Below are 19,287 nucleotides of genomic sequence, written 5' to 3'. Positions count from 1 at the left end.
TTTTATTATCATATTTAAATTTATATTCTATAATATTGTTTTTAGAATATATAAAAATACTTAATCTCTTAAAGTGCCTATCGGAATTACCTTTACTCCATCTGGACGAGTATATGCAATTTCAGTTCCCGTAAGAATAGCTAAAAAACTTGGCTCCATAAATCCTTTTTCTTTAATTAAATCATTTAATTTCAAAAGGTTTTTAGCCCCCTTGTCCAGCTCTCTAGAACCTAATTTAAATTCAATCAACCCATATCTCCCATCCCTTAAACGAATTACACAATCTGCTTCCAATCCTCCCCTATCACGATAATAAGAAATATGACCTCTTTTAAGAGATGAATAAACAGCTAAATCACGAATACATAGATTTTCAAAAATAAAACCAAATGTTTCCAAATCAAACAACAAATCACGAGGAGATAAATTTAAAGCAGCTACAGCTATAGATGGATCAATGAACTCCTTTTTAGAACTAGCCCTGATGGATGACTTTGATCTCACGTTTGGTCTCCAGGAATCCACATTTGAAATGACAAATAACCTTTCCAATGCATTTACATAAGAATAAAAAGTGGCATCGGACATTTCTGTAAAGTTAGATCTAATATCGGAAATTAATGTCTTGTTGGTTGTTAATGTAGAAATATTTCGAGCATAAGTCCTTAATATTGCCCTAACAATTTCAGGATTTCTTTTTACGCCATCTACGCTTGACACATCACTTTCACATATGCTGTCAACATAATTATAAGCTACAAATAATTTGGCATGATCAGTTCTTTTATTTAAGCTGTCGGGCCATCCTCCCCTACAAGCTGCAAAAACTAAATCTTCTATCGATAAATCTGATTGGATGCCATCAATATCCAAATCGGGATTTTCAAATAAATCTTTTAAAGAGATTTTCCCATTTGACTCTTTACTTTCAAATAAACTCATCGGCCTCATCATTAGCCTACTTATTCTTCCCGTACCACTATGCATGATTTGACTTTCATCAACAGATGTGGAACCAGTCAAAATATATAATCCATCATCTTCTGATTTATCTACACTTGTTCTAACAGCATCCCATACAACTGGTGCTATTTGCCATTCATCAATAAGTCTTGGCTTTTCTCCTTCTAAAAGAAGAGAGGGTTTGAAATTAGCCAATTCCAAATAGGAATCTCTTTTATCAGGATTTTGAAATTCAATTACACTTTTTGCATGTCTTTTAGCAGTAGTGGTTTTACCACACCACTTAGGACCAACAACTAAAACTGCACCCACCATTTCCAAATATTCTTTCAATGAATCATCCAATATCCTATTATAATAAAACATGCCAATCCCAACATTTAATAAATTATATAAATTTGTAGACTTTCATTAGACACATTTGTAAAAAAAAAGATTGGAAAAAGCTATAAGACATATTCAAAAATATAGTCGTCCATCACATAGCCTTCCCCAATGTCAGTTACAACACTATCAATTACTTCAAATCCCTTTGCATTGTAAACATCAACGGCCTGATCGTTGTACTTGTTAACTGTAAGATAGACTGATTTCTTGCCTTCATTTCTACCTATTTCAAAAATGGTCTGAAGCATTCTGGAAGCGATTCCTTGGCCACGATAGTCCTTGTGAAGATATAATTTGCTTAAAAATAATTTTTCATCCTCTAATCGAATTCCAAAATATCCGCAAAGTTTATCGTCGAAATAAACGCCATAATAGCTATAGTTGTCATTTTTCACCTGATTTTCCATAGCTTTCAATGACTGGAATTGTTCCACCATGTAGTCAATTTGGCCTTGTGAAATAATGTCAATAAAGCATTCATTCCATATTTCCTCAGCCAACTCTGCAATTTCGGCCAGATTATCGAATTCTGTTTTAGTTATCTTGATTGTCATGTTAAAAAAAGAAAAATATAGAAACATTAGTTTCTATTTGTCGGAAAGTGCTTTAAATCCAATAGGTACTGTACTGTATTTGGTTCCAGCAGCAGATACTACATCCTGAACTCTTGAAGTTAAGAATGATTGAGGCCTCCATGGAGCATCCTTGTCCTGTCTTACAATAGACACTTCATCTACTATTTCGTTTTCAAGTAAATAAATTAAAATAGCGGATACTACACCACCATCCTGACCTATAATTGATTCTGCTTTTACAGACAACAATTCTATGTAGTCTCCTAATGGCTTTTCATCAATGTCCTTATCAAATATTTCTTCACTTACATAAGTTCTTGGACATGCAAAGTAGCATGCATGACAATCGTCTTCACATTCTTTTGTAGCTACTGGTTTTCTACGGTTAATCTGAATTGAGTCAATAGGACATACGTATTCACAAGCACCACAAAGAACACATGATCCAACACTAATGACATCGTTTTCTAAGTTTTTGAATTGGCAAATAAGTGCTTCTGCCTTTACTTCATCGTCAGACATGTATCTTTTGGATAAAACAGGTCTTGCAACAGCCTCTCTCTTTGCAATTATTTTTGAATTGCCGGATATCTTTTTATTAGCTACGCTTCTAAGGATTTTTTCTCCTTTTTCATCAAGTTTTTCAGCCTGAATATATCCTTTCTTAATACAATTGTCAATTACTTCCTTTCCTTTTTTTGTTCTGACAATCACTGTTGAATGGTCTTCAGGAGTACCTACAGAACCTACTGAGATATCAGAAGCATCAGAAGTGAAATCAGTACATACGTGACAATTTTTACGTGTAAATAATTCTGTCTCTGCAATTGGTATTTTAAAGGTGGAACCGTCCATCAAGAATGCTATAAAGTATCCTTTATCTATTCTGAATTCCTTTACTTCAAATAATTTAATTCCTCTTTCTTCTAAGAACTTTTCAAGGTAGGAATATGAGAAGTTCTCCATACAGAATAATCCTAATTTAAAATCAATGTCAGAACCACCAGTATAATCCTCATATTTGTTGATTTTGGTTGCAGCTAGTATTTGACATGGTGTTCCTACTAATGCTATCTTTTCACTACTCATTGTTTCTCCTCATTAATGTAATAATAAATAAGATTTATATTAATAGTATTTTTATTAATCATTTAATTTAAATGTATCTAAATTATAAACAGATATTCAAATTATCAAATAAATGCTTTAAAATGTTTAAAATTTACTAATCAATTAAGATAATTATTAAAATATTCCATAAATTAACAATAATTTGTTTTGTTGGAAAGTGTTTTCCGATTTAATTATTGAATTGTTTACCTCACTACAAATCAACAATCATGCCCGAATGAATATTGACTAACTTATCCCCAAGAATTTCCCCAAGCCATTCTGTTGCAACATCTCCAGTACAATGACCAGTATAGAAAGTGGCATCAGTATCTTTGAGAAGTGACTTTCCGATTTCCTTAACCTCATTCTCTGAAAATTCACAGCTGTCAACACCATCGACACCCATCATGTGAAAACCTCCAAAGAATGCCATTATTTCATAGTTCGGGAAAACTGCCCTAACCTCATCAATAATATTTTCAACCCCTCCATGAGAACAGCTATTAAACAAGAATAACCCATCGTCCTGCTTGAAAACAATAGTCTGTTCATGGGAGAAATCGTCAACAGCCACTTCACCATCTAAAATTCCATACATGTGAGCACGCTTGCCACGAAGTGCCAGATCCTTCGAATTATGGGGGCAGATAAAAACATCCTCTGAAACCTTTTTAAAGCCGTCAACAAATTCAAACCTATCGTCATAATTTTTCAAAAGACCCTTCGGAATACCAATATACTTTTTTCTAGAATCGACAATCTTATAATATTCCTTTTGCCTGCATGCATTTTGCAAATAAACCTTGGAACTTTCATTTATTTTAAAGAATTCCTCAAAGCCTCCCGAATGGTCATAATGGGCATGGGATAAAAAAGCCATATCAACACCAGCCAAATCAACATTCAACTTATTTGAATTTTCCAAAAATAGATTAGATTTTCCAGCATCAATCAGATACCTTTTACCCTTGTGCTCTATATAAAAACTTAATCCATGCTCCCCTCTTAAATTGTCCTTTGATGAGTTTTCAACCAACACTACAACTTTCATCATATCAACCAAACTATAGCTAAATGTTAATTTTATATGATTTTTGACTTAAATTTTTCAATGAAACCAATGAAATAAGACAAATATTTATATATACCTTTAAATAATTTAAAAATGGTGATTATATATGTTATTCGAAAAAATTTCAGAAATATATTTTAGTCCATCTAGTACAACAAAAGAGATAACTAACAAAATAGCAAGTAACTTTGAAGGAACATATGAGATATACGATTTATTAAACTACGAAAAAGACAAAGAACCAAGAAGATTTGGTGACGACGAACTTGTAGTAGTTGGAATGCCTGTATTTGCAGGAAGAATTCCAAAAATCGCAAGGGAAAAATTACAAAGATTCAAATCAGACGGTACCCCAACAATCGCATTTGTAAATATTGGAAATGCAGACGTTGGAGACGCATTATTAGAATTAACTGATTTACTTAAAGATAATGGTTTTAATGTAATCGGAGCTGCAATATTTGTAAGTCAACATTCCATTTTCACCAACGTAGCTAAAGGCAGACCAGATGAAAAAGATTTAGAAAAAATCAAAGAATTTGCAGACAAATGTGGAGAAAACCTTGATTCCACAGCAGACATTGAAGTACCTGGAAACAAACCTTACAAAGAATATAAAGTAGTTCCATTTAAAGCAGGCTGTGACGAAATGCTTTGTACTTTCTGTTATGATTGTGTACCTGCTTGCCCACAAGGTGCAATTCCAGATGACGACCCTGTAGTTACAGATGTTGATAAATGTGATGGATGTTCCGCATGTATCTACATTTGTCCTGAAGATGCAAGATCCTTTGTAAATGAAGGATTTGACGAAGCAGCTGCAGCATTTGCAGAAAAATTCTCACAAAGAAAAGAACCTGAATTTTTCTTCTAAAAATTCACTTTCTTTTTTTTACAATCTATTTTTAGCAACATTCCTTACATATTCAACTTCATCATTATCGGCTATTTCTTTTAAAACTTTCCTGTTTGAAATATTTTTAACTGCAGCTTCACGTATTCTCCAGGATTCTTCATTTTCAACTACCTTAAACAACAATTTTTGAGTCCTGATTTTGGAAACTGCCCTTATTGAAATCTCATCTGCAATATCCAACTCATAAAGCTTAAATAAAATTTCATCATCATGAATCTTGTTAATTGCTTTAATTGAAAAGTCCAAGTTGTCGCCAAAGCGAATGACATCAATCAGGAACTTGAGATTATCAATATTATCCAAGGACTGTTTTTTGATGTCCTCCAGTTTTGAATTCTTGAATATTTCAATAAATAGATCTTCAGAATCCACATTGCCTAAAGCTTGCTGTGCAATTTCAACATCATCACTTTTAATAGCTATTTCCGCAAATAATTCCTCATCATCAATATTCGGATTTGATAAAGCATGCTTTCTTACAATAAAATCATCATCATTTAAAACAATTTCAAGAAGATTGTTTTTATTTTCAATTAGGTTAACCGCATTCTGGCGAACAAACCTGTCAGGATCAGTTTCTGCAATTAAAGTTAATGTATCCTGATTTGAAATCTTTTTGACCGCTTCAACCCTAACGATTTTATCTACATCATTAGTGGCAATTTTTTTCAACAGATCCTCATTATCAATCCTCTTAACTAAATCCAACCTTACATCAGCCTTCTTTGCATTTAAAGCTATTTCTTCCAATAACTTGTCACTGTTGATCTTTTTAAATATTTTTAATCTTAATTTGGCGTTTTGCTCTTCTTTAACTATATCTGCCAACAGCTCCTCATCCTCAATCTTGTCAATAGCTGCTCCCTTTACGTTTTCATCTTTTTCTTCTTCCATTAACTCTCTAAGAATATCCAAATCAATATTTTCAGCCTTTTCAAGTGCCGCTACCCTAATTTGACGATCTTTTGCATTTAATGCCAGATCTTCCAATACACGATTATCATCTATTTTTTCAAGAGCCGCAAACCTATATCTTTTATCAGTTGCCTCTATAGCTATTTCGGCCAATGTTTCATTGTCAGTTATCTTATTAAATATCTCATCAACTGCATCTGATTTTTTCTGATTGATGACTATTTGAGTTATTGACTTGTTGTTTTCACCCAACCTTTCATATGCAAAACTTCTAACATCATAAAAGTTTGCATTTTCTGCAGCATCCCTCAGTAACATTTCATCATCGATTTTGCTGATAGCCAATAGTCGTATTGCCCTATCCTTAACAGTTTTGGCAATGTCCAAGAGGACAAACTGATCTGTGATTTCATTTGTTGCATTTGCTCTCTTATGACGATTTTTATTGTGGATTGCTATCTCCTTTAAATCCAGTTGGTCTTGATCAATTTCATGTTCAATGTCTTCTAAATCCAGATTCTCTTCCTTTTTCTTTTTAAACCTGTCAAAAAAGCCCATTTAATCACCATTAACCTCATCATACATTTTCATTAAAAAACTTGCCAATGATACTATATCCTGTCTGTTGTGCTCTACGATTGGCACTAAAGGTCCAATGTTATTCTCTTTCAGATAAGTATTGTAATAATCCGGAATATGTTGGCCCGGAACGTCCCCTGTCCTTTCAATGCCGAAAACATGCTTTTCGATTGTTTGCAGTTGGCAATTGGGAAGCTTGTTTTTCCAGAGCTGTCTTGCATAATACAGCAAATCAAAATGAGGAATGTTCAATTCATCGTCAGACAACCTGTAATAATTCAAACGGTTTCTTATGAATGGAACATCAAAATATTTTCCATTGAAAGTCACATGTGCGGAATATTCATCCAAATGAGATTTGTAGGCTTCCAGTACTGCAGCCTCTTCTTCAATTGTTCTAAGCAAATATTGGGTAGAAACAATTCTATCCTTTTTAATTTCAGCCACACCCAACAATATAATCGGAACATTGGAAAGCCCTAATGTTTCAATATCCATAAATTTAAAGTCCTTTGCATCAAAAAGACTTGCCGAATTTATAATTTCCTTTTTGCTGTCCTTATCATAACAATTTTTCTTAGCTAAATTAATCAAATCCCCAGTTTCAAAATTGTCAATGTTTTCGATTGCCTTTAAAGCCTTCCTGGAATAGGCATCATGACTGGCCAGGTCTTTTAAATTATAATATCCCTTCTCCCTTAGCCTCATTTCCTTGGCAGGGCCGATTCCAGGAATAAGTTTAAGATTGCCTTTGAGCGATTCCTTATAATCATTGTCTTTCAACTTGAAATCAAATGGCTCTTCGGTTGTAATCTTTAAAACTTCACCAAAATCATTGTTTTCAATTTTACTTCCCTTGAAATCTTCAAAGGAATAATTCTCATATTTGTTTAGCAAAGCGTTCTTATATTGCTTAAAATAAAGAAATTCGTCCTCAAAAGGAGAATCAAAAAGTTTCTCCTCATTACCATCTTCACCAATTATTGCCTTGAACAAATAATCTTCATGTTCTTGCCTTGACATAACACTCAAAATAATTTTTAGACAAATATTTAAAAATAGTTTTCTATATAATCTTAAATTAATGTACAAACAATGGAACTTGAAAACGGATCTGATTGGTCCTATTTCGATTATTTCAAATGAAAAGATAGAGGAAATAATACTATCGAACCCTCAAGAAAATTCAATGTCCTTGGCCTTTAAACGATATGGGCCTCTTGAAATGGGCAAAAATGATTCTGTAGAAGAATTTGAGACTTTTTTAAATCATTACCTCAAATCTGAAAACTATGATTTCGATTTGAAAAATCTCAATTTAGACAAATGCAAGGATTTTCAAAAAAGGGTTCTTAAAGAACAATGCAAAACAGAATTTGGATCGACAAATTACTATAAAGACATTGCCATTGCCATAAATAACCCTAATGCTTCACGAGCTGTTGGAAATGCCCTTAGAAACAATCCATTTCCCATTGTTGTTCCTTGCCATAGAACCATAAAAGGAAATAATGAGATTGGAGGTTTTTCAGGTGATGTGAAAAATTTCTATAAAAAAATATTATTACATCATGAAGGCAATGAAATTAAGGACAATAAAATTTTAAAAAAATCTATATAGTCATATTATCATAATTTATAATAATATAAAATTTTGAAAAATATGAAATGTCTTGCATGAACTGCAAAAGAAGGACGACATCATGAAAAATAAGAATTCTGACTTTTCTGTCAGGGATTCGTGAAATGAAAATCCAAAAAAAAAACAAATGGAATATGTTCCAAGCATTATAATTCCCATATCCAATGGAGAACACTTGGAACATGAAAGACAGAATTTTAGATATTCAAAAAAAATAAAGGAATAAAATGAAGTATAAAAAAGCAATCATATATGGAATACTATCATGGGCATTGGTTTACATCATATCAAAATTAATACATCCATTTATTGTGGATAATGTGCCTTATATTGACGTGACCATTCCAATATCCATCATTATCGTAACCGGTGTTTTTGGAGTGGCATATATCAGAAATATTGACTCCAATGAAGTAATTGAAGGATTCAAATTAGGTATACTGTTCTACATAATCGATGTCCTCTGTGACATAATACTTTTCCATATAACAAACGGATCTAACGTATTGGTTCAGGACTACACACTTCATTTACTATCCATGTTGATTATGATTCCTTTAATAACCACATTTATTGGATATTTAGCTCAAATGGAAATAGAATTAAGGTGATTTAAATGAAAGTACCAAAAAACCATCCAAGATACGAATCATTAGTAATTAGAGACAAAATGGTGAAAGCAAATGAGGAAGGTATTTTAGCACCTTCTGCATTAATTGCTCATGGAAGAGGAGAAGCCTTTGACTATTTGCTTGGTGAGAAAACAACATTGCCTGCAAAAAGGGCGATGTATATAGCTGTTGCTTCATTATTGCTCGCTGAAAATCCTGTAATTTCAGTGAATGGAAACACAACCGCATTAGTTATTAATGACATCATAAAGCTTGCTAAAGCTGTTGACGCTAAAATTGAAATCAATTTATTTTACAGGACTCCTGAAAGAGTTAAAAAAATAGCAGAATTATATGAGGAACATGGATATCCTAATGTTCTTGGAACTGATGATGATGAATTAAAATATCTCAAAAATATTGAAAACCCAAGAGCCAGCGCAAGTAAAAACGGAATTTATGATGCGGATGTTGTTCTTGTTCCTTTGGAAGATGGTGATAGGGCGGAAATTCTTGAAAAGACCGGCAAAAAAATAATCACCATAGATTTGAATCCATTATCCAGAACTTCAATAAAATCAGAAGTTTCAATTGTGGACAACATTATTCGTGCCATTCCACTAATGACTCAAATCGCTGAGGATTTAAAAGAACAAGACGAAGAGCTTTTGACTGAATTGATAGAAAGTTACAATAATAAAGAGAATCTTAAAGATTCATTAGAAGAATTTAAAATAAAAGAAGAGTAGTGACATATAATGCAAGTTATGGGAATATCTGGAATGCCCGGATCAGGAAAAAGTTTAGTTTCTGTTATGGCTGTTGAAAAAGGCGCTGAGATAGTTAGCATGGGCGACATCATTCGTGAGGAAGCTAAAAAAAGAAATGAAGATACTAAAACTACAGCTCAAAAACTCAGAGAAGAACATGGACAGTACATTGTGGCTGAACTTACAGTTGCTAAAGTAAAAGAACTGATTGAACAAAATGTAAGCGACCTTATAATAATTGAAGGCATTCGCAGCCCTTATGAAGTGGATCTTTTCAAAAGCAATTTTGACAACTTCATTATCCTTTCCATATTTGCAAATCCTACCTTAAGATTTGAAAGACTTAAACAAAGAAAAAGATCCGATGATTCAACCGATTATGAAGAATTCAAAAAAAGAGACAAAATGGAACTTGATTTTGGAATTGGATCTGTCATAGCTTTATCAGATAGACTCATAACAAATGAAACCGACTTGGAAAGCTATGGAAAAAAAATAAATGAATTTTTAGATAATATAATGAGTTTATAATTTTATTTGTCTTCAAGGAAGGCTTCTTTAATTATATAAACTCCATTATCAAAATTCCACTCTTTTTCAGCATCCAGAATCTTTATTGATTTCTTAAATATCGGACCGTCCAAAACTAAAGTTTCTGCCTCACCGCCTTCAAAGGCAATGTCAACATGATACTTTTTGTTTAATTCTACAATTTCTTCAATAGCTTTATCGTCAATTTCACGACCTAGCCATGATTTGTCCAAGCCTTCTGCAAAGACTCCACTGATTATTACCCTGAAACCTAATGAGACTATTTTTTTCATGTATTCCAATTCATCAACATGCCAGAAGGGTGATATAATTTCAAGCCCCACTTCCTGACCAAGCTTTTCAATCCTGGATTTTTGATATTGGGAGTATAAAGCACCAGTGTATATACCCTCAATGCCTAAATTTTTAAGCTTTTGAAACTCCCCTTTCAAATCTTCAAGTTCCTCTTCTTTAACTCCATTAGTATCAGCTATGATTATAGGAATTTCAATCGCTTCTGCAAGCATATCGGTGAGGTGGATGTTTGGTACATGGAACATGTAAGACTCATCATTAACTGACCTCATGGAAAGAAGATATTGAACATCTTCCCCGTTCTCCAAAGCATTGTACAATGCCATAGTACTGTCCTTTCCACCTGAAAATAAAACTGCTACTTTCATCTTCTACGTCTTCCTGATTTTTTTGATTTTTTAAATTTTCTAAATACAACAACAACTTTATCAACATAAATACCCAACAATGCAACAATAACACCAATACCACCAGAAATCAGTACAAATTCCCCGTTGTTTAACATGGTGCTGTTGGTTTTGTTGATACTATCTTGAACAGGCCCTTCCATCTTGGTTGGCACTATTCCTTCTTCCAACAGGTATTCCCTACTTTGATCAATAGCTGATGGTGCTAAAACAACTTTAATATGAACCTGCGCATAGGAAATAGTTCCAGCATAAACATTCTTATACCAATCAGAGAAGGACTTCAATGCACTATTAACCTCATATCCAGGGACCAAATCTATATCAATCTTACCTGATTCGTTAACAGTAAAATTCTTATAGTTTGCATCAATATTTTCAAGAACCGCATTCATATATGTCATTTCCTTATCAGTAAACTGCCACATGTAAAATGTGATACCTGTAACCTCAAAGGAATGAACTCCATCAATATGAGTCAAATTGTTTTTTAAAGCATCCAAATCAACAGATGATGAAACATCCAAATACATTGTCTCATTATCATTGTTAGGAATAACCTTCTGAACTGTGCTCATAACTTCCGGAACATCATCATAGATTGGAGATAAAAAGAAAGCACCTCCCAAACATCCAATGATAAATGCAGATACTAAAACCAAAGCTGTTTCCTTTTTACGCATGAAAGGCTTTAGCATTCCAATAGAAAAAACAAAAATCATTATAATAATAAATAATATTATATAAACAACTGTTGTTAAAATATCCATAAATTCACTCGCCATTTAAAAGTTATATTTAATACTATAAGATTTATTTTTAATATATAAAAAAAGTTTGTATAAAAATAAAAAGGAGATTTAAATTCTTTTTACAACAATATTGGCCGAATCATCAGGCCAGCATATGAGAACTTTATTGACCCCCTTATCAAGATTCAAATTAGAAAATGCATTTTCCGCCTTATGATTATTGGAAAACTTTTTAATCTTGCCATCATGCAATGAAATCTCAGTAGAAATCGACCGAGGTTTAATTAAAATAGACAAATCAGCCGGGGATTCTATAGTTATGACTTTTTTGGAACCCATTCCCTGAGCATATACATCATCAATACCATTGGCCAGCTGTAAAACTGAAGACTTAACATTCAAAATATTCGAAACATCCAAATTGTTCTCGATGGCCATTTGGGTTAATGGCAATGTAAATACCAACAGAAGAATGATGGAAACTGCAAATAAAAACAGTATCTCTACAGACATTTGACCAGAATCATCCCCAACCATTTAAACCACAAGCACCATATTTTTAGAGATGACCATTATAATGTCCCCCAGGAAAATGGCTGTCAACAACCCAATCGTAATAAATGGAGCAAATGGAAAGCCCAATTTAATTGAAATATAGTCTGAGATAATATTCTGGGAATTCATTATTTTCAAGAGGAACATGTCCTTTTCCGTAAGCCCTCCTGCGCTTATTGACTTGAAGTAATATGAATAATTGGAATCGTCGTTAAGCCTATAGACCTTTAAATTACCCTTGGAATCGTTAATCAAGTCAATTATCTGCTTATCGTTAAAGTAGTATTCGTTGACTATCATTCCCTCCTCCAAATCTTTTACTGGTATAAACCTGTTAAAATTTGATTTTATGAAGAATAAAAAGTTCTTATAGTTAATCAAGTTAAACAGGAGCTCGGTGTTTCTATTGAAGATCATGTTTTTCATATTCAGATAAAATATCATCATGAATAAAAACGGGAAACTGATGAGTATTGCGTTTAGAATCACTGAAAATGAAAATGGATATATTGAAAGTTCGGGAAAAACGTTTAGAAATGGAATGCTTGCAAATGGAATTATTGCAGCTATCCCCGTAAGAAGCTTCACATCTCCCCCTCCCCATACTTTCAGTCTCCACAGCAGATAGCAAACCAAATATGTCAAAGATAGAGAAAGAATTGAGGCCAGAATATGTTTTAAATTGCCTGACAATAAAGACAAAATCATGTTTGAAACAATACCGAAGGAAATTAAGAATATGGAAATCTTGTCTGGAATTATTCCCTTTTTAATGTCATAATATGAAGCAACAACGCAAAGAAATATTGTTATAATAAACTGTATAATCAAAATATATTCATAAAACATGTTTTATTGTTAAATAAAGAATATATATTAATTAGATAGAAAATAAGATTGTTAAATTGATTTTTGTTTATGAATTTTATATTGAAATAAATAATTATTCCAATAATATTATGGTTTTGGGGCTGATTTTTATATATTCCGGCATTGTAAAATCATGCTTGTGAATCTCTTTGTCGTATATCCACCACAAACCGTTGGCCAATTTTATATCCCATTCAAAAGGCATTTCAACAATTTCCGCGTCTTTTGTACCAATTACATTAACGTCATCCTTGTCTGCAAATGTAAAGTCGTGAGCCCTTATTCCAATATGATTGATGTTTTCAGAAACCTTCTCTTCGGTTTCGAGTATTATATTATCCCAATCCAAAGCCTTTACATGATAATCGTCAATAATTTCAATTGCTGAAATGTTTTTACATCCTGTAATTTTAGCCACCTGAACCTTTTTCGGATTTTCGAATATGTCGTAGGTATTTCCTTTTGCTATGATCTTACCCTTATCCATTACTATAAGCTTATCGCAGAACTGGAATGCATCGTCACGGTCATGGGTAACCATAATAATAAATCCTTCAAAATTTTCCAGCAATTTGATAAGTTCCCTTCTCAATTGATCTTTTAGGTACGTATCCAATGCACTGAATGGCTCATCCAACAATATGACGTCCGGATCATATGCTATAATACGGGCCAAAGCCACTCTCTGTTGCTGACCTCCGGACAATTGCCTAGGATATCTTTTCTCCAGTCCTTCCAAACGGAAATTTTTAATCAGTTCGCTTACCTTTTCATCGTCCTTTTTAGACAGGCCTACTGCAATATTCTCCTCAACGGTCATGTTTGGAAATAATGCATAGTTTTGAAATAGGTAGCCTACATTTCTTTTCTGAGGTTTCAAGTTAATTTTTTTGCTAGAATCAAAATAAACTTCCTCTTCATTTAATTTAACGCTAATGATGCCTGAATTGGGATTTACAATACCTGCAATGGATTTCAAAGTCATACTCTTACCACAGCCAGATGGTCCTAAAATACCGAAATTTTGAGTTTTTAGTTCAAAATCAACGTCCAAATCAAATTCATTAAGTTCCTTTTTAATATCCACTTTCAATAACTTGTCACTCATAATGTACACCATTTAAAAAAAGAAGTTAATGGAAATCATTTCCATTGTTTTCCTTGACGGATAGTAAGATAATTCATGAAGAAAATAGCTACAAAAGCTATGATTATAATGATTACAACATAATTAAATGCGCTTCCCATGTTTCCTGCAGCCACATCCGAATAAACAGCAATAGGCAAAGTTCTAGTCAAATCAGCTATGTTACCTGCAAGCATTGCTGTAGCACCAAATTCTCCCAATCCCCTTGCATAAGCAAGAATTCCCCCACTTATAATTCCAGGCAAGGCATTGGCACATAAAACCTTCCAAAAGATTTTCCATTCAGACATGCCCAATGTACGAGCAGCATCAACCAAGTTGGGATCGACTTGTTCGAAAGCTCCCCTAGCAGAACGATACATTAAAGGAAATGACATGACAACTGCAGCAATAACGGTTGCTTCCCATGAAAAAGCTATTTTATAAGCAAAGAAGTTTATAAAAAAGCTTCCGATTGGACCTTTAACACCAAAAACATATAATAGGAAGAATCCTACTACGGTTGGAGGCAATACAAGAGATAGTGTAAAAACACCATCAAGTATTACTTTTGTTGTATTATTCTTTATCATAATGATACCCCAAGCAACCAACAAACCCATGAAAAAGGTTATTACAATTGATATGCTTGCAGTTTTCATTGAAATAAATAACGGGGTCCAGTCAATCATACTAATATTTCCTTTAATATATTATTTGTGAAAGAGTATATTAAATTTAATTGACTATTGTGAAACCATAATCTTTAAATATATCTTGAGCTTCTTGTGATTGTAAGAATTCAACGAATTTTTCTGCTGCATCAGCATCTTTTGCGTCTTTAATGATACCTATAGGATATACGATAGGTTTTTTAAGAGATCCTTCAGGAGCATCACAGATTATTTTAACTTTATCATTAGAATCAGCATCTGATGTGTATACAAGACCATATTCAGCAGATCCATCAGCCACTTGGTTTAATACAGCAGTTACACTGTTACCTAAAGATAATTTGGATTGTACAGCATCCCAAACTCCAAGACTGGTTAATGCTTCTTTAGCATATTGTCCTGCAGGTACGGAATCAGGATCACCAATAGCAATAGTTCCATCCACATCTTTCAATCCTTCAAATGAAGTAATGTTAGTGTTTGAATCAGCAGGAACAATTAAAACAAGTTTGTTTTGAATGGATTTTTTAACAGTATCGTTATCGATTATTCCTTGTTCTGCTAAAGCATTCATTTGTTTATTGGAAGCAGACATGAATACGTCAGTTTCTAACCCATTTTCGATTTGAGTTTGTAAATCCCCACTTGAAGCGTAGACAGGTTTAACTTTTACACCAGGATATTGTTTTTCAAACATAGGAATTAACTTTTCATCAAATACATTTTTTAAACTAGCCGCTGCAGCCAAATCAACTGTTTGACCTTCTAAATCTGAATTACTATCAAAAGCACCACTAAATGCACCATAACCAATGCAAATAGCTGCTATTATTATGATAACACCAATTATTATTTTAGTTTTAGATTTCATTTTTTTACTCCAAAATATTCATAATCAAATATGATTAATAAAACATCAACATGCAAATCGTAAAACAAAGTTTTACAATTCAATACCCATATTTCAATATGAAAAATTATTAATATCGTTATGGTTAATAGATATTATATTCAATTTATTATATAAATATTATGTTTTAACCGTTATTTGTCGAAGATAATAATTTTCTTATAAAAAAATAATTATGATAGTAAATATTATTCATAACATAGGGAAAAAGTAAGTAAAATCAGATTTCCTTTAGTTTAAACTTAATGTAATACAATTCGGAATCATACCTCAGGCTCGGATAAAATTCTTTTAAAGAATTTTTAAATGAATCGACATCACGATGACCTTCAGATTCTGCATGCATTGATGTTATATCGCAATAATTGATTTTTTCAACTGACTCTACAATAGCAAACAATGACAGTTTCCCGTCTAACGAATCAATATTGGTAAAAATTAGTTTAATATTATCGCCAGCAGACAAATCCTTATGGCGATTTCTTGTTGTAGCTACCTTAATCCCTTCAATTACAGGATTGTAGAATTTTTCATTAAACTTTAAGATTTTCATTTGAAAATAAAAAAAAAGTAAGAGAATTTATTCTGGATCAAATTCTCCATATTCACAACCAACATTTTCGGCAATTATTTCGTCAACCAATTTGCCCTTCTTATATAGTTTTACGGTACCAACACCGTTTCCACCATTCCACAATCTATTGTGTCTTTTTTCACCAGTTGGAGCTTCATAGTTAACGAATAGCATGTCTTCCTTTTCACAGGTGATGTCTGTAACCATCTTTTTGTTCCAAGTAGACTGCTCCACATGCCAAATTATTTGGGTATCAGTTTCCTTACAGTCAAATTTGGTGGATACCTTATCCCAGAATTTGGAGAAGTTGAATTCATATAATTCTCCCTCATAATCAAACAAGGATAATAATTGCCTGTTTAAAACAATAGGACCTACTTTTGGTCTTCCCCCACCAATATCAAATGCACTGTTTTCTAATTTCTTACCTGTCTTTTTGCTGGTTAAATTGCATGAAGATAACCATACCCATGGGGAAGTAAAGTTTTTACCCCAATTCTTATCAGCATAACCATAACAGTTTTTAGGATCGATTATGTACTTGACACCATCCATTGTGATTTCGCCTTCATACTCTGTTTTCATACCTTCAACATGCCAAAACATTTCAAAAGCCTGCATGTTTCTAAATACTTCCCCAGCACCATATCCTACATTAAATGGAATAATCTTGTTGATTTTGAAGTTCCATTCAACATCTCCAGCATCACACATATATTCAGGATGTGCCGCATTTTCCTCTTCGCTTAAATGAATCTTACCATAAGTCTCTGTTTCAGTTATATAACAGTCATCTGCCTTGATTTCATATGGCACTACCTTATTTGGAGTTATATCAAATTTGTTCCAACCAAAGAATCTGTGAATTTGTTTTGCTCCTTTACCCCAACATCCAACTTTAATCATTAGATAGGACGGTTTAATGCCTTTAGCTTTGTTTTCAGGCAATTGACCAAATACAGGTTCATCCCCACCACTAGCAGGATTACAAACAAAAAATTCCAAGAAAAATGGCCTTTCTTCACCTGTTTCAGCATTGCGAGCAGTAAATGAATGCCACCACCAATCATATCCACACTTAGCCTGACCTTTTGTAAGCATAAACTCATTTCTGCCAATGTCATTTTTTCTAGGTTTAATATTTGAGCTCATAATTTACATTCCTAACATTTATAAGTCTTTTTAAAAAATATCATGTAGCATGTTAGACTTAAACACACTCTTTGACATTAAATCTCCAAATCTACACCTTTATGTCAAATAACTATTAAATTATTTATTTTTTTTAATTAATAAATATAAGGATATTCAATGAATATGATTTGATTTAAACAAAGATAACTAAGGGAAAAAAAGAAAAATACGATTAAGTAAAAAAAGTAAAAAAATCATTTTTTAGAATGCTCATAAGAAGCTTCTACAAATGATTTAAATAATGGATGAGGCCTGTTTGGTCTTGATTTAAATTCCGGATGGAATTGACAACCTACAGCCCATGGATGATCTGGAAGTTCTACGATTTCCACTAGGAAATCATCAGGACTTGTTCCTGAAATGATGATTCCTTTTTCTTGTAGATCTTGCCTATAATCGTTGTTGAATTCAAATCTGTGCCTATGACGTTCCTCAATGTCAATTTCACCATATGCATCAAAGGTTTTAGTTCCTTCAACAACCTTACAGTCATAAGAACCTAAACGCATGGTTCCACCCATATTCTTGATTTTTTTCTGCTCTTCCATCATATCAATAACAGGATGTTCATTTTCCTTATCAAATTCTGAACTGTTAGCTTCAGGATATCCATTACGTCTTGCAAATTGGATTACCATAGACTGCATTCCTAAACAGATTCCAAATAACGGAATATTGTTTTCGATTGCATAATCAACAGCTAAAAGTTTTCCTTCAACACCACGCTCTCCAAAACCTCCAGGTATTAAAATTCCGTCTAAGGCTTTCATAACATCAGGGTCTAATTGTTCAACATCAGAACTGATATAGTCAATTTCTAATTTAACGCCTATTGAAGCTGCTGCATGGAGTAAGGATTCACGAATACTGATATAAGCGTCTTCTAATTCAACATATTTTCCAACTATTCCTATTCTTACAACTGGATCTTGGATTTTGAGAGATTCCACTATTTCTCTCCAAGCATCTAATTTTGAGGAGTCAGGTTCAATATCCAAACCTATTCTATCAACAACAATTTTACCTATGTTGTTTTCTTCAAGAACTAAAGGCACTTCATAAATTGTTCCTGCATCAGGAGTGTTGACAACAGCATCTTTATCTACGTCACAGAAATGAGCAATCTTAGCTTTTAAATCATCGTCAATTGGTTCTTGAGACCTGCATACAATTATATCTGGATTGATACCTACACTTCTTAACTCTTTAGTTGAATGCTGGGTTGGTTTGGTTTTAAATTCACCAGCAGCATTAAGGTATGGAATAAATGTTACATGGACAAACATTACATTTTTAGAACCTACATCATTTCTTAATTGTCTTAAGGCTTCTAAAAATGGCTGACTTTCAATATCTCCAACAGTACCTCCCAATTCGATTAAAACAACATCATAATTATCCTTATCTGCTGTCATTTTAATCATTTCCTTGATTTCATCTGTAATGTGTGGAATAACCTGTACACATGCACCAAGGAAATCACCAGCTCTTTCCTTAGCTATTACAGATTCATATACTTTTCCTGTTGTGATATTTGAGATTCCAGGCAATTCAACATCCAAATATCTTTCATAATGACCTAAATCAAGATCGGTTTCCATACCATCATGAGTTACGAACACTTCACCATGCTGATATGGGTTTAAAGTTCCAGAATCCCAGTTTAAATAAGGGTCAATTTTAATTGCAGCTACATTTAATCCGTATGAACGTAAGATACGACCAATGGAAGCTGAAGTAATTCCCTTTCCAATGGAGCTTACTACTCCTCCAGTTATGATAATAAATTTAGTCAGCTAAATCCTCTCCATGACATTATTTTTAAATAATATTATA

At 33.0% G+C, this 19,287-nt stretch carries 21 protein-coding genes; 5 read left to right on the top strand and 16 right to left on the bottom strand.

The window, feature by feature from the left end; genetic code table 11:
• Positions 1-60: 60 nt before the first annotated feature.
• The 4 genes from Q4P18_RS06700 to Q4P18_RS06685 form a co-directional block, all read right to left on the bottom strand.
• A complete protein-coding gene (locus Q4P18_RS06700) occupies positions 61-1,329 on the bottom strand; it encodes an ATP-binding protein (protein WP_303337098.1) in 1,269 nt (422 codons plus the stop codon).
• 80 nt (positions 1,330-1,409) lie between these two features.
• Complete coding sequence (locus tag Q4P18_RS06695; protein WP_303337095.1) at positions 1,410-1,904, bottom strand: GNAT family N-acetyltransferase; 495 nt, start codon at positions 1,902-1,904, stop codon at positions 1,410-1,412.
• A 33-nt stretch (positions 1,905-1,937) separates the two neighbouring features.
• Positions 1,938-3,014 carry a Coenzyme F420 hydrogenase/dehydrogenase, beta subunit C-terminal domain gene (locus Q4P18_RS06690; protein WP_303337093.1) on the bottom strand — a complete coding sequence of 359 codons (1,077 nt, stop codon included), beginning with the start codon at positions 3,012-3,014 and terminating at the stop codon, positions 1,938-1,940.
• A gap of 235 nt (positions 3,015-3,249) precedes the next feature.
• The gene (locus Q4P18_RS06685) at positions 3,250-4,089 is read right to left on the bottom strand and encodes an MBL fold metallo-hydrolase (RefSeq protein WP_303337090.1); all 840 of its coding nucleotides are present in this window, start codon (positions 4,087-4,089) and stop codon (positions 3,250-3,252) included.
• A gap of 127 nt (positions 4,090-4,216) precedes the next feature.
• Between Q4P18_RS06685 and Q4P18_RS06680 the strand changes: the two genes are divergently transcribed.
• Entirely contained in the window at positions 4,217-4,984 is a 768-nt protein-coding gene (locus Q4P18_RS06680; RefSeq protein ID WP_303337088.1) for a 4Fe-4S binding protein, read from the top strand.
• An 18-nt stretch (positions 4,985-5,002) separates the two neighbouring features.
• Here Q4P18_RS06680 and Q4P18_RS06675 read toward each other — a convergent pair whose 3' ends face one another.
• The gene (locus tag Q4P18_RS06675; RefSeq protein ID WP_303337086.1) at positions 5,003-6,499 is read right to left on the bottom strand and encodes a HEAT repeat domain-containing protein; all 1,497 of its coding nucleotides are present in this window, start codon (positions 6,497-6,499) and stop codon (positions 5,003-5,005) included.
• Positions 6,500-7,543: a ribonuclease H-like domain-containing protein gene (locus Q4P18_RS06670; RefSeq protein ID WP_303337083.1), complete on the bottom strand. Its 1,044-nt coding sequence runs from the start codon at positions 7,541-7,543 to the stop codon at positions 6,500-6,502. It abuts the gene before it with no gap.
• Between the two features lie 61 nt (positions 7,544-7,604).
• On the opposite strand from Q4P18_RS06670, the gene Q4P18_RS06665 reads away from it, so the two are divergent.
• The 4 genes from Q4P18_RS06665 to Q4P18_RS06650 all read left to right on the top strand — a co-directional run bounded on the left by Q4P18_RS06665 (position 7,605) and on the right by Q4P18_RS06650 (position 10,074).
• Positions 7,605-8,141, top strand: coding sequence for a methylated-DNA--[protein]-cysteine S-methyltransferase (locus Q4P18_RS06665; RefSeq protein WP_303337081.1), 537 nt, complete (start codon positions 7,605-7,607; stop codon positions 8,139-8,141).
• A 248-nt stretch (positions 8,142-8,389) separates the two neighbouring features.
• The gene (locus Q4P18_RS06660; RefSeq protein ID WP_303337079.1) at positions 8,390-8,773 is read left to right on the top strand and encodes a hypothetical protein; all 384 of its coding nucleotides are present in this window, start codon (positions 8,390-8,392) and stop codon (positions 8,771-8,773) included.
• Between the two features lie 5 nt (positions 8,774-8,778).
• Entirely contained in the window at positions 8,779-9,522 is a 744-nt protein-coding gene (locus Q4P18_RS06655; RefSeq protein ID WP_303337077.1) for a 4-phosphopantoate--beta-alanine ligase, read from the top strand.
• 9 nt (positions 9,523-9,531) lie between these two features.
• Positions 9,532-10,074, top strand: coding sequence for an AAA family ATPase (locus tag Q4P18_RS06650; protein ID WP_303337075.1), 543 nt, complete (start codon positions 9,532-9,534; stop codon positions 10,072-10,074).
• A gap of 2 nt (positions 10,075-10,076) precedes the next feature.
• Here Q4P18_RS06650 and Q4P18_RS06645 read toward each other — a convergent pair whose 3' ends face one another.
• The 10 genes from Q4P18_RS06645 to Q4P18_RS06600 form a co-directional block, all read right to left on the bottom strand.
• The gene (locus Q4P18_RS06645; protein WP_303337073.1) at positions 10,077-10,757 is read right to left on the bottom strand and encodes a TIGR00289 family protein; all 681 of its coding nucleotides are present in this window, start codon (positions 10,755-10,757) and stop codon (positions 10,077-10,079) included.
• Complete coding sequence (locus tag Q4P18_RS06640; protein WP_303337071.1) at positions 10,754-11,566, bottom strand: hypothetical protein; 813 nt, start codon at positions 11,564-11,566, stop codon at positions 10,754-10,756. Before Q4P18_RS06640 ends, Q4P18_RS06645 begins: the two co-directional genes overlap by 4 nt.
• Before the next feature lie 90 nt (positions 11,567-11,656).
• Positions 11,657-12,085 carry a hypothetical protein gene (locus Q4P18_RS06635; RefSeq protein WP_303337069.1) on the bottom strand — a complete coding sequence of 143 codons (429 nt, stop codon included), beginning with the start codon at positions 12,083-12,085 and terminating at the stop codon, positions 11,657-11,659.
• Entirely contained in the window at positions 12,086-12,934 is an 849-nt protein-coding gene (locus Q4P18_RS06630; protein ID WP_303337067.1) for a prepilin peptidase, read from the bottom strand.
• Positions 12,935-13,046: 112 nt separating this feature from the next.
• Entirely contained in the window at positions 13,047-14,081 is a 1,035-nt protein-coding gene (locus Q4P18_RS06625) for a sulfate/molybdate ABC transporter ATP-binding protein (protein WP_303337065.1), read from the bottom strand.
• A 35-nt stretch (positions 14,082-14,116) separates the two neighbouring features.
• Positions 14,117-14,791: a molybdate ABC transporter permease subunit gene (modB, locus tag Q4P18_RS06620; protein ID WP_303337062.1), complete on the bottom strand. Its 675-nt coding sequence runs from the start codon at positions 14,789-14,791 to the stop codon at positions 14,117-14,119.
• A 46-nt stretch (positions 14,792-14,837) separates the two neighbouring features.
• The gene (modA, locus tag Q4P18_RS06615) at positions 14,838-15,644 is read right to left on the bottom strand and encodes a molybdate ABC transporter substrate-binding protein (protein WP_303337060.1); all 807 of its coding nucleotides are present in this window, start codon (positions 15,642-15,644) and stop codon (positions 14,838-14,840) included.
• A gap of 259 nt (positions 15,645-15,903) precedes the next feature.
• Positions 15,904-16,236 carry an ASCH domain-containing protein gene (locus Q4P18_RS06610; protein ID WP_303337058.1) on the bottom strand — a complete coding sequence of 111 codons (333 nt, stop codon included), beginning with the start codon at positions 16,234-16,236 and terminating at the stop codon, positions 15,904-15,906.
• A 27-nt stretch (positions 16,237-16,263) separates the two neighbouring features.
• A complete protein-coding gene (locus tag Q4P18_RS06605; RefSeq protein ID WP_303337056.1) occupies positions 16,264-17,409 on the bottom strand; it encodes a tocopherol cyclase family protein in 1,146 nt (381 codons plus the stop codon).
• Positions 17,410-17,645: 236 nt separating this feature from the next.
• On the bottom strand, positions 17,646-19,247 hold the full coding sequence (locus tag Q4P18_RS06600) for a CTP synthase (RefSeq protein WP_303337240.1): 1,602 nt from the start codon (positions 19,245-19,247) through the stop codon (positions 17,646-17,648).
• Between the last annotated feature and the right edge of the window lie 40 nt (positions 19,248-19,287).

The organism is Methanobrevibacter sp., assembly GCF_030539665.1.
In the GTDB taxonomy this organism is placed as follows: Archaea; Methanobacteriota; Methanobacteria; order Methanobacteriales; family Methanobacteriaceae; genus Methanocatella.
This window is presented reverse-complemented; position numbering and strand designations above follow the sequence as displayed.